Below are 12,379 nucleotides of genomic sequence, written 5' to 3' on the forward strand. Positions count from 1 at the left end.
AGGTCGCTGCGCGTCCAACGACAGACACAGCAAATCGCCTGTCGACGGCCGTTATCATCGACGACCGAAAAATCAAGGTCACCACGCGCAGATACACTCCCGCGCAACCAGAACGGGCAAAGCTGCCCGGCATCGGGCCCGCGGGCCGCGGCCTGGGCCATTTGGCGGGTTACTATTGACGAAGTTGGCATGTCAGGCGGTTTTTGTCATATCGTTTTACGGCTTGTCGAGACTGGGCACCAAGGCCACCGTTCAGCGCTGCACGGACACATCCTCTAATCGGATCATCGCCACTTGGCGAACAGCTTGTCGACAAGACCGAAGGACCCGCATCCTTGGAGCGTGGCGCCGACGGAGCCGCACATGATTGCCGCGCAGAGACTTCTGGAAGGTCAGGTCAGGAATGGCGCCCAACCGCGAGGGGCTTTACAACCCCGCGTTCGAGCATGACTCGTGCGGGGTCGCCATGGTCGTCGACATGCACGGCCGCCGCAGCCGCGACATTGTCGACAAAGCGATCACCGCGTTGCTCAACCTCGAGCATCGTGGTGCCGCCGGCGCTGAGCCGCACAGCGGTGACGGCGCGGGCATCCTGATTCAGGTTCCCGACCACTTCCTGCGGTCGGTTGTCGACTTCGAATTGCCGCCCGCCGGGGAGTACGCCACCGGCATCGCATTTTTGCCGCAATCGTCCAAAGACGCCGCCGCGGCGTGCGCCGCCGTGGAAAAGATCGTCACGTCCGAGGGCCTGCAGGTGCTGGGCTGGCGCGAAGTACCCACGGACGACTCATCACTGGGCGCATTGTCGCGTGACGCCATGCCCACCTTCCGGCAGCTGTTCATCGCCGGCGCTTCGGGTATGCAGCTGGAGCGGCGCGCCTACGTGATCCGCAAGCGCGCCGAACACGAGCTTGGCACCAAAGGGCCGGGGCAGGATGGTCCCGGTCGCGAAACCGTCTATTTCCCAAGCCTTTCCGGTCAGACCTTTGTCTACAAGGGCATGCTGACCACGCCCCAGCTCAAGGCGTTCTACCTGGACCTCCAGGACGACCGGCTGGCCAGTGCGCTGGGCATCGTGCACTCGCGGTTCTCGACGAACACATTTCCGTCCTGGCCGCTGGCGCATCCGTACCGGCGAATCGCCCACAACGGCGAGATCAACACCGTCACCGGTAACGAGAACTGGATGCGGGCCCGCGAGGCGCTGATCAAGACCGACATCTTCGGGTCGTACGACGACGTGGAGAAGCTGTTCCCTATCTGCACCAGAGGCGGTTCTGACACCGCTCGCTTCGACGAGGTGCTGGAGTTCCTTCATCTGGGTGGTCGCAGCCTGGCGCATGCGGTGCTGATGATGATCCCGGAGGCCTGGGAACGCCACGAGTCGATGGACCCGGCGCGCCGCGCGTTTTACCAATACCACGCGTCGCTGATGGAGCCGTGGGACGGCCCGGCGTCCATGACGTTCACCGACGGCACCGTCGTCGGCGCGGTGCTGGACCGCAACGGCCTACGGCCATCGCGGATTTGGGTCACCGACGACGGCCTGGTGGTGATGGCGTCGGAGGCCGGCGTGCTCGACCTCGACCCGTCGAAGGTAGTGCGCCGGATGCGACTGCAGCCGGGCCGGATGTTTTTGGTTGACACCGCGCAAGGCCGCATCGTCGCCGACGAGGAGATCAAGGCCGAGCTGGCCGCCGAGCACCCCTACCAGGAGTGGCTCGACAAGGGTCTGATCCCGCTCGACGAACTGCCGCAGGGCAACTACGTGCGGATGCCACACCACCGAGTGGTGTTGCGGCAGCTGGTCTTCGGCTACACCTACGAGGAACTCAACCTGCTGGTGGCGCCGATGGCGCAAAACGGCGTCGAGCCGATCGGGTCAATGGGCACCGACACGCCCGTCGCGGTGTTGTCGACGCGGCCCCGGATGCTGTTCGACTACTTCCACCAACTCTTCGCCCAGGTGACCAACCCGCCGCTGGACGCCATCCGCGAAGAGGTGGTCACCAGCTTGCAGCACACCCTCGGGCCGGAGGGTGACCTGCTCAACCCGGACGAGAACTCCTGCCACCAGATCGTGTTGCCGCAGCCGATCCTGCGCAACCACGAGCTGGCCAAGCTGATCAACCTCGATCCCGACATCGAGGTCAACGGGCGTCGGCACGGCTTGCGGTCCAAGGTGATTCGCTGCCTGTACCCGGTCGCCGAGGGCGGTTCCGGTCTGAAGGCCGCACTGGAAGACGTGCGCGCACAGACCTCGGCCGCGATCGCCGACGGTGCGCGGATCATCATCTTGAGCGACCGGGAGTCCGACGAGAAGATGGCCCCGATCCCGTCGTTGCTGGCCGTCTCGGCTGTTCACCATCACTTGGTGCGCGAACGTAGCCGGACCAAGGTCGGGCTGGTGGTCGAGGCCGGCGATGCCCGCGAGGTGCACCACATGGCCATGCTGTGTGGTTTCGGGGCGGCAGCCATCAATCCCTACATGGCGTTCGAATCGATCGCGGACATGCTCGACCGTGGGGTCATCACCGGGATCGACCGCGAGAAGGCGCTGCAGAACTACATCAAGGCCGCCGGCAAGGGTGTGCTGAAAGTGATGTCCAAGATGGGCATCTCGACGCTGGCTTCCTACACCGGTGCCCAGCTGTTCCAGGCCGTCGGCATCTCCGAGGAGATCCTCGACGAGTACTTCACCGGATTGACCTGCCCCACTGGGGGTATCACGCTCGACGACATCGCCGCCGACGTGGCGGCCCGACACGCCATGGCCTTCCTGGACCGGCCCAACCAGCGCGCGCACCGCGAACTTGAAGTGGGCGGGGAATATCAGTGGCGCCGTGAGGGCGAGTACCACTTGTTCAACCCGGACACCGTGTTCAAGCTGCAGCATTCCACCCGCACCGGACAGTACAAGATCTTCAAGGAGTACACCCGGCTGGTCGACGACCAAAGTGAGCGGATGGCGTCGCTGCGCGGGCTGCTGAAGTTCCGCCAGGGCGTGCGCCCGCCCGTGCCGATCGAAGAGGTGGAGCCGGCCACCGAGATCGTCAAACGCTTCGCGACCGGCGCGATGAGCTACGGATCGATCTCCGCCGAGGCGCACGAGACACTGGCGATCGCGATGAACCGCCTGGGCGGACGGTCTAACTGCGGTGAGGGCGGCGAGCACTTCAGCCGCTACGAGCACGACCCCAACGGCGACTGGCGCCGCAGTGCCATCAAGCAGGTCGCCTCGGGTCGGTTCGGCGTCACGTCGCACTACCTGACAAACTGCACCGACATTCAGATCAAAATGGCGCAGGGCGCCAAGCCCGGTGAGGGCGGCCAGCTTCCGGGCGGCAAGGTGTACCCGTGGATTGCCGAGGTACGGCACTCCACTCCCGGGGTCGGTCTGATCTCACCGCCGCCGCACCACGACATCTACTCCATCGAGGATCTGGCGCAACTGATCCACGACCTGAAGAACGCCAACCCGGCGGCACGGATTCACGTGAAGCTGGTTGCCGAGAACGGGGTCGGCACCGTTGCCGCCGGCGTGTCGAAGGCGCACGCCGACGTGGTGCTGATCTCCGGGCACGACGGCGGCACCGGCGCAACGCCGCTGACCTCGATGAAGCATGCCGGTGCGCCATGGGAGCTTGGGCTGGCCGAAACCCAGCAGACGTTGCTGCTCAACGGGTTACGGGACCGGATCGTCGTCCAGGTCGACGGTCAGCTCAAGACTGGCCGCGACGTGATGATCGCCGCGTTGCTCGGCGCCGAGGAATTCGGCTTCGCCACCGCCCCGCTGGTGGTGTCCGGCTGCATCATGATGCGGGTCTGCCACCTCGATACCTGCCCGGTCGGGGTGGCCACCCAGAACCCGGTACTGCGTCAACGGTTCACCGGTAAGCCCGAGTTCGTCGAGAACTTCTTCTTGTTCATCGCCGAAGAGGTGCGAGAATACATGGCGCAGCTCGGATTCCGCACTCTCAACGAGGCCGTCGGCCAAGTCGGGATGCTCGACACCACGTTGGCGCGCGCCCACTTCAAGGCGCACAAGCTCGACCTGACGCCGGTGCTGCACGAGCCGGAGTCGGCGTTCATGAACCAGGATCTGTACTGCAGCTCCAGCCAGGACCACGGTCTGGACAAGGCGCTGGATCAGCAGTTGATCGTGATGAGCCGCGAGGCGCTGGATTCCGGGACGCCGGTCCGATTCTCCACCACGATCAGCAACGTCAACCGCACCGTCGGAACCATGCTCGGTCACGAGGTGACCAAAGCCTATGGCGGGCAAGGTCTACCCGACGGGACCATCGACATCACGTTCGAGGGGTCAGCGGGTAACAGCTTCGGCGCCTTTGTGCCCCGCGGCATCACCCTGCGGGTCTTTGGCGACGCCAACGACTACGTCGGAAAGGGCCTGTCCGGCGGCCGGATCGTGGTGCGCCCATCCGAGAAGGCTCCCGAGGACTACGTCGCCGAGGACAACATCATCGGCGGCAACGTGATCCTGTTCGGGGCCACCAGCGGCGAGGCGTTCCTGCGCGGAGTCGTCGGCGAACGTTTCGCGGTGCGCAACTCCGGCGCGCATGCAGTCGTCGAGGGCGTCGGCGACCACGGTTGCGAATACATGACCGGAGGCAAGGTGGTCATCCTGGGCCGCACCGGACGAAACTTCGCAGCCGGAATGTCCGGCGGCGTGGCTTACGTGTACGACCCCGCGGGTGAACTGCCCACCAACCTCAACGCCGAGATGGTGGACCTCGACGAGTTCGACGACGACGATCTGCAGTGGCTGCGCGGCATGATTGAGGCGCACGTGGATCACACTGATTCCGTGATCGGCCGACGCATCCTGGCCGACTGGGAAACCGAGCAGCGTTTCTTCGTCAAGGTGATGCCACGCGACTACAAGCAGGTGCTGTCGGCGATCGCCGAGGCCGAACGCAACGGCACCGACGTCGATGAGGCAGTGATGGCAGCGGCGCATGGCTGACCCCAAGGGCTTTTTGAAGTACACCCGCCGGGTGACCCCGAAGCGTCGGCCGGTGGAGTTGCGCCTGCGCGACTGGAAGGAGGTCTACGAAGACTTCTCACACGAGACGCTGCGGGAGCAGGCGACCCGCTGCATGGACTGCGGAATCCCGTTCTGCCACAACGGCTGTCCGTTGGGCAACCTGATCCCGGAATGGAACAATCTGGTTCGTCTCGGCCGGTGGCGCGAGGCGATCGAACGGCTGCACGCCACCAACAACTTCCCGGACTTCACCGGCCGGCTGTGCCCGGCGCCGTGCGAATCCTCATGCGTGCTGGGCATCAACCAGGATCCGGTGACGATCAAGCAAATCGAACTCGAGATCATCGACAAGGCCTTCGACGAAGGCTGGGTGGTGCCGTTGCCGCCGGAACGGCTGACCGGTAAGACGGTCGCAGTGGTGGGCTCCGGCCCGGCCGGTTTGGCTGCGGCACAGCAACTCACCCGGTCCGGGCACCGCGTGACGGTCTTCGAGCGTGCCGACCGGATCGGCGGGCTGCTGCGGTACGGCATCCCCGAGTTCAAGATGGAAAAGCGCCACCTGAATCGGCGACTGGACCAGATGAAGGCCGAAGGCACCGAATTCCGGACGAACGTGAACGTCGGCGTCGACATCACCGCGGACCAGTTGCGCGCCGACTTCGACGCGGTGGTGCTCGCCGGTGGTGCGACGGCCTGGCGCGACCTGCCCATCCCGGGCCGCGAACTCGACGGCATCCACCAGGCGATGGAATTTCTGCCGCTGGCCAACCGGGTGCAGGAAGGCGACGACATCGTGGGCCCGGACGGTGAGCCGCCGATCACCGCCAAGGGCAAAAGGGTCATCATCATCGGCGGCGGCGACACAGGCGCCGACTGCCTGGGCACCGTGCACCGCCAAGGTGCGCTCAGCGTGCACCAGTTCGAGATCATGCCGCGGCCGCCGGACACCCGCGCCGAGTCCACTCCGTGGCCGATGTATGAGCTGATGTTCCGGGTGTCCGCCGCGCACGAGGAAGGCGGCGAGCGGATGTTCTCGGTGAACACCGAGGAGTTCATTGGCCGCGACGGGCATGTCACCGCGCTGAAGGTGCACGAGGTGACCATGGTCGACGGGAAGTTCGTCAGGACCGAGGGCAGCGACTTCGAAATCGAGGCGGACTTGGTTTTGCTGGCCATGGGTTTCGTCGGCCCGGAGCGGTCCGAGTTGCTGGCCGACCTGGGCGTCGAGTTGACCGAACGCGGAAACGTGGCCCGCGGCGACGACTTCGAGACATCGGTGCCGGGTGTCTACGTTGCCGGCGACATGGGGCGCGGCCAGTCGTTGATCGTGTGGGCGATCGCCGAAGGCCGTGCGGCCGCCGCAGGCGTGGACCGCTACCTCATGGGGCGTAGCGCGCTGCCGGCACCTATTAAGCCGACAACCGCCCCGCAACGTTAGTCACTTCTGCATCATCCGAAACATTTGATAAAGTTTCCGGCGCGTCTTATCCTGTTTGCCAGATAGTAGGTGTGTAATAACCCGTTGCGGGCACTGCACAACGCGGGGCCTGGGTTGAGTTGAGCGACCGCAGGAGTGATCACTGTGCATATCAACCCGATACCCCGGTCACGGGTGGGGAGAATCGCCTGGTCATGGCTCCGGCACCCGGTAAGGAGCCGTGAGTTTCCTGCCAGGCAGGAACGCTTGGTGACCGAAGAAGATCTACTGCGCCTCGGCGTCTGACCGGTTGGCGGCCTGCGCTGCCGCCAACCGCGCGGGTTTGCTCGCCGTGATCCACACGTTATCGACGCGAGTTAGCCGCGCGACCCTGCCCCGACGGCCCCGGCTACCTGCATCGCAGGTGCGGAACTCAGCCCAAAATCATGCATAGCAGTGCCTGACTGGCCGCTACGATTTTTATCGTGCCCATTTTGCGGGTCAACGCGAATCAATTCAGCGGGCATGCGGTCAATTTGGAGGACTCTGATCTTCGACTCAAACCTGCTGCGCCGCAATGCCGTCGGACCTGATACGGGGAATGGATCGTGCCACTCACTATCGGTGATGTTGAGGGGTCGAATTTCGACGCGTTGACCCGCACCGCCGAGCAGCTGGGCACCGATGCCGGGACAATGCAGCAGCATCAAAACACCGGTCGCCAGGCGGTCAGCCAGCTCGACGCCGGCTGGGAAGGACAAGCCTCGCGGGCCGCGATCGGCAATGCCGGGCGCACACTGGCGCAACAGCAGCAGCTCACCGACGCAGTAGGGCGGGTGCAGTCGGTGCTGTCCGAGGGCGGCGCGCAGCTGTCGGCGGCCCGCAACGGCATTTTGCAGGGCGTCGAGCAGCTCGGACAGCAGGGCTGGCAGGTCGCGCCGGAAGGCACGGTGTCGGTGCGGCCGGGCAGCCGGTTGGAGCAGCTGTCGCAGATCAGCCCGGTTACCGCGATCGAAGTACAACGGTTGGCCGCGGCCAATTCGGTCGAGATGAAAAAGCAACTCGCCAACTTCGAAAGCCAGGACCACCAACTTGCCCAGCGCCTGCGGGAGGCGATCAAGGACCTGCCCACCGACAAATTCGAGGGCGAGGATCCCAACGCGCCCGGCGGCAACAACACCGACAGCCCGGTGCCCGGGCCCGACCAGAAACCCGGTGATCCGGGCTACCGGGTCCCGCACGCGCCGGGCGACCCCGCCGACTACCCCAGCGAGCCCGGCTGGAAGAGCGACGCGCAGCCTGCGATCAATCCGCCCGGCTACCCGCCGATGCCGCCGGGTCCACAGCGCGACCAGAATTGGAAGGACTATCTGAGTGGCAAGAACGCCGACGGAACGCAGCGGCCCTACGGTCAGCCGCCGGCGGCCTACCCGCTGCCAGAAGCGGTGCAGGACAAGGGATTGAAGATCGTCGGCGCCGCACAAAACCAACAGGGCACTCGGTATGTGTGGGGCGGCGGAAGCAAAGACGGCACCACCCAATCCGGCCTGCATGACGGCGGCGGGCTCGCCGACCAGCGGCACGACTATGAACATCGCGGCTTCGACTGCAGTGGGCTGACCGAGTACTCCATCTACCAGGCCACCGGGTATGACCCCGACCACTTCAGCGGCACTCAGTACCAGAACATGCTCGCGAGCGGCAACGGGACCGAGGTGTTCACCGGCACGAACCTGGACACCTCCAACCTGCAGCCCGGCGACATCATCTACTACGACGGCAGCAGCGGAATCCCAGGCGGTCAGCACGTCGCGATCTATCTGGGCAGCGGGGTCACCGTCGAGACGAACACTTCAGGCACGCCGGTACATTCGCAACCGGTGACGACTTCGATGAGCGGCGGCAACATCCGCGTGGTGCGGCCACAGTAGAGGGCACCGTGAAAGAACAGTCCTGCCAACCTAATTCACGAGGAGCGTCGTGGTAACCATCAGAGCAGCAACTACGGTCACGGTTTGGATGGCGGTGTGCGCCTTGTCGGCGTGTGGTCCGCAGTCATCGTCCAAGCCGGTGTCGCAAAGTCCGCAGCCACAGTCGATTTCGCCTAGCCCCGCGGTGTCTGAGAGCCCCGCCGGCGAGCCCGAGGACATGTTTGTGGCGGTGGATCAGGTCAACGCGATCGTCGCCAAGGACAACCCCGGCACCGCCAAATTCTTTGGCCCCGAACCTATTGCACACAAACCGGACAACCCCTACGAGGGCCTGGTGGTGCCGTGCGACCAAGTGCTGCCGCTGTACTTCGGGTCCGGGGAGCCGCCGGTGAGCAGCTACGCCAAGTGGACCGCGACCGGTCAGCAGAACACCTTCGTCAATCAGCTGGTGGCCCAATACGCCAGCGCGGAACAGGCCCGCACCCGGTTTGCGCAGTTGGCGAAGGACGTTCCGGCCTGCGCTGATGCGGTGGGCGCCAATCGGACTGCCGGACTGACGCTGAAGGTCGGTCAGATCACGCCGAACGCGGTGCGGTTCGAGCAACAAGCCGCCGGCGCCAGCCGCCAACTACAGCATGTCACCAACACCGAATATCGACTGGTCGGCTCGTCGATCATCGCCGTGTCGGCGACTGAACCGGCCGCGGTCGTCGCCGCGATTGCCGATCAGCTCACCAGTCGCGTGGGTGGTTGAGCGTCGGGGTCAGCCGAGCAATCCCGACTCCCGGATCGCCTCGGCCATCGGCTCCAGCACCGCCGGGTCGTGCGGCGGGGTGATGTAGACGATCCCGAGCTGCAGCCCTTCGGCGGCCAGCGCGGCTGCGTCATCAATGACCTTCTGGTAGTTGCGATCCGCGCCCAGGCCAAGATGAGCCGACAGCGTGATCTCGCGGGGATCACGCCCGATGTCAGCGCAGTGCGCGGCCAGGACGTCGCGTTTGCGGGCGAACTCCTCGGGGGTGCCGCCGACGAAGTTCCAGTGCTGTGCATATCGCGCAGTGATGCGCAGCGTGCGCTTTTCGCCGCTGCCGCCGATGCAGATCGGCGGGTGCGGCCGCTGTGGTCCCTTGGGCTCGTTGCGGGCGCCCTTGAGCTGGTAGTACTTGCCGTCGAAATCGGTGGTCTGCTGGCTGAGCAGGCTGGTCAACACCTCACAGGCCTCCTCGAAGCGGTCGAAGCGCTCCTTGATGCTGCCCAGCTCGATGCCGTAGGCGCCGGACTCCTCTTCGTTCCACCCGGCGCCGATACCCAGCTCCAGCCTGCCGTTGGAGATGATGTCCAGCGCAGCGGCCATATTGGCCAGCACGGCGGGATGGCGGTAGTGAATGCCGGTGACCAGTGTGCCCAGCCGCAGCCGGGTAGTGGCCTGTGCGAGCGCGGTCAGCGTGGTCCAGCCCTCCAGGCAAGGGCCGCTGGAATCACTGAAGATCGGGTAAAAGTGGTCGAAAGTCCAGCCGGACTCGTAGACGTCGATATCGTCGGCCGCCTGCCAGACAGCCAACATTTCTGCCCAGGTGGTGTTTTGCGGTGATGTCTTGAACGCGAATCGCATTAGGTCGACAGTAGTCGGCTGACGAAGCCGGCAGGTGCCCGGCTATGCTCGCCCGGACCATGTGCTATGACCTCGGAGCCCTCGGAATCGACACCAAGCTCACGCTGCTCGCGGCGGGTCTGATCTTTCTGCTGGCGCTGATCCTGGGTGTCTGGAAATACCGCCAGATCATGGTGTCCGACGACCACCGTGCGCACGTCTATGTCGACATCGCGCATCGCGCCGCGCTGCTGTATTCGTTCGCCACGCTGCTGGCCGCCGTTTTCGTCGAGCTGAGCGCCTGGCCGACGTGGGTAAACCTGGTCGCAGCCGGTGTGCTGGTGTTCTACTTCCTGGTCGCGATCGCCAGCTATGTCGCGCACGGCGCCCGACGAGACACCACCAACCAGTTCGAACACCCCACCACCGGGCTGCGGTTGTCGATGGCCGGGCTCATCGCCGGCGAGATCGGCGGCTTCGCCGTGCTGCTTGCCGGGTTCGTCGCCGGGCAGTTGGTGACATAGCGCAGGGCACACTGGAGTCATGGACCCGGTAACCGCGCTGCGACAGATCGCCTACTACAAAGACCAGGCGCGGGAGGACCCACGGCGGGTGATGGCCTACCGAAACGCCGCCGACATCGTCGAGGCCCTCGACGACGCCGAGCGCGAACGCCACGGCCAGGCCAACAGTTGGCAATCACTGCCGGGTATCGGCCCGAAGACCGCGAAAGTGATCGACCAGGCATGGTCCGGCCGCGAGCCAGACTACTTGGCCGAATTGAAAGCGTCGGCAGCAGATTTCGGCGGCGGTGACGTCCGGTCCGCGTTGCGCGGCGACCTGCACGTGCATTCGAACTGGTCGGATGGTTCGGCGCCGATCGAGGAGATGATGGCCACGGCGGCGACGCTCGGCCACGAGTACTGTGCGTTGACCGACCATTCGCCGCGGCTGACGATCGCCAACGGGCTGTCATCGGAACGATTGCGCCGGCAGCTCGATGTGATCGACCAGCTGCGCGAGGATTTCGCGCCGCTGCGAGTCCTGACCGGCATCGAAGTCGACATTCTCGACGACGGCAGCCTGGACCAGGATCCGGAGCTGCTGGAACGCCTCGACGTCGTGGTAGCCAGTGTGCACTCCAAACTTTCCATGGACGAGGCGTCGATGACCCGGCGGATGGTGCGCGCGGTGTCCAACCCCAACGTCGATGTGCTGGGCCACTGCACCGGCCGATTGGTCTCCGGAAACCGCGGCATACGTGCGGAGTCGAAGTTCGACGCCGAGGCGGTGTTCACCGCCTGCCGCGATCACGGCACCGCGGTGGAAATCAACTCCCGCCCGGAGCGCCGCGACCCGCCGAGCCGGCTGCTGACATTGGCGTTGGAGATCGGCTGCGTGTTCAGCATCGACACCGACGCGCACGCACCGGGCCAGCTGGATTTTCTGGGCTACGGTGCGCAACGCGCGCTGGACGCCGGTGTCCCGGCCGACCGCATCGTCAACACCTGGCCGGTCGACGAGTTGCTCGCGTGGAGCGCGGCGTAACCCGCGCGGTGATTTTGTGTGCGGGACGAACCGCTGAGCGCCTTACGATTAACGCCATGACGGCGAGCTTGCGGGTGAATCCGGCGGTGCTGAGATCAGCCGGGACTGCGATCGATCGGGTCGGCGCGGATTTATCCGGAATGGGTCTGGGGCAGTCGCTGAACGAGCTGGCCGGCGCCCTGCCGGGCTTTCAAACCGGCGCCGCCGGTGCAGAAGTCGGTACCGCACTCGCCGACGCCGCCAAGCAGGTGAGCGCCAACTTCGCCAAGCTCGCGACCAATCTTCAAGTGGCTGCGGAGAAGTACGAACGCACCGACACCGAACAGGGCAAGAAGATCAAGGACACCTTCGCCGGCAAGGAAGGCAAAGACGACCAGCCGGCCCCCGCGGGCCCGCAGCGCGTCGTCGGAGCCGGCCCGCAGGCCATCCCGCTCGACCAGGTGACCTACGACCGCGGCAACTACCCGAGCGGGCCGGACGCCGCCCGGGATGCGATCAATCAGGCATTGGATCAACTCGGCATCACCGATCCGGTGGCCCGCCAACACTGGATCGACGGCTATATGACGATGGCGCTGCGGGAATCGTCGTATAACCCAGCGGCCGTGAACGACTGGGACATCAACTCCAAGCCGCCCAAGTCGACGTACATCGTCGCCGACGGGTACGGGAATGGCTGCTCGCGGGGGCTTGTCCAGTGTGTGCCCGGCACATTCGCGCGATATCACCAGCCGGGCACATCGAACAACATCTATGATCCCGTCGCCAACGTCGCCGCGTCGATGAACTACGTGATGGATCAATACGGGGTTTCCCGTGACGGCTCGGATCTGGCGGCCAAAATCCCGCAGGCCAATCCCGGCTCGAAGCCGCAGGGCTACTGA

General features: G+C 65.2%; 8 protein-coding genes. 7 read left to right on the top strand and 1 reads right to left on the bottom strand.

The annotated features are described in order from the left end of the window. Positions 1 to 403 precede the first annotated feature (403 nt). The 4 genes from gltB (at position 404) to MSP7336_RS05810 (ending at position 9,110) form a co-directional block, all read left to right on the top strand. Positions 404 to 4,987, top strand: coding sequence for a glutamate synthase large subunit (gene gltB / locus MSP7336_RS05795; protein ID WP_113963253.1), 4,584 nt, complete (start codon positions 404 to 406; stop codon positions 4,985 to 4,987). Further along, positions 4,980 to 6,446, top strand: coding sequence for a glutamate synthase subunit beta (locus MSP7336_RS05800; RefSeq protein ID WP_069394012.1), 1,467 nt, complete (start codon positions 4,980 to 4,982; stop codon positions 6,444 to 6,446). The genes gltB and MSP7336_RS05800 overlap by 8 nt, the downstream gene beginning before the upstream one ends. Before the next feature lie 587 nt (positions 6,447 to 7,033). Then, positions 7,034 to 8,356 (top strand): bifunctional WXG100 family type VII secretion target/C40 family peptidase, encoded by a 1,323-nt coding sequence (locus MSP7336_RS05805; RefSeq protein ID WP_244917417.1) that lies wholly within the window; start codon positions 7,034 to 7,036, stop codon positions 8,354 to 8,356. Between the two features lie 184 nt (positions 8,357 to 8,540). Then, complete coding sequence (locus MSP7336_RS05810; RefSeq protein WP_181786582.1) at positions 8,541 to 9,110, top strand: sensor domain-containing protein; 570 nt, start codon at positions 8,541 to 8,543, stop codon at positions 9,108 to 9,110. Positions 9,111 to 9,119: 9 nt separating this feature from the next. On the opposite strand, the gene MSP7336_RS05815 is transcribed toward MSP7336_RS05810, so the two are convergent. After that, positions 9,120 to 9,968: an LLM class F420-dependent oxidoreductase gene (locus MSP7336_RS05815; RefSeq protein WP_113963255.1), complete on the bottom strand. Its 849-nt coding sequence runs from the start codon at positions 9,966 to 9,968 to the stop codon at positions 9,120 to 9,122. Positions 9,969 to 10,012: 44 nt separating this feature from the next. Between MSP7336_RS05815 and MSP7336_RS05820 the strand changes: the two genes are divergently transcribed. Genes MSP7336_RS05820 through MSP7336_RS05830 form a run of 3 tightly spaced genes read left to right on the top strand, consistent with a single transcriptional unit; the run spans position 10,013 to position 12,379 of the window. Beyond that, entirely contained in the window at positions 10,013 to 10,471 is a 459-nt protein-coding gene (locus MSP7336_RS05820; protein ID WP_372507644.1) for a hypothetical protein, read from the top strand. A 19-nt stretch (positions 10,472 to 10,490) separates the two neighbouring features. Further along, entirely contained in the window at positions 10,491 to 11,495 is a 1,005-nt protein-coding gene (locus MSP7336_RS05825) for a PHP domain-containing protein (RefSeq protein WP_113963256.1), read from the top strand. Between the two features lie 56 nt (positions 11,496 to 11,551). Next, positions 11,552 to 12,379 carry a type VII secretion target gene (locus MSP7336_RS05830; protein ID WP_113963257.1) on the top strand — a complete coding sequence of 276 codons (828 nt, stop codon included), beginning with the start codon at positions 11,552 to 11,554 and terminating at the stop codon, positions 12,377 to 12,379.

The organism is Mycobacterium shimoidei, from assembly GCF_900417275.1.
Taxonomy (GTDB): domain Bacteria; phylum Actinomycetota; class Actinomycetes; order Mycobacteriales; family Mycobacteriaceae; genus Mycobacterium; species Mycobacterium shimoidei.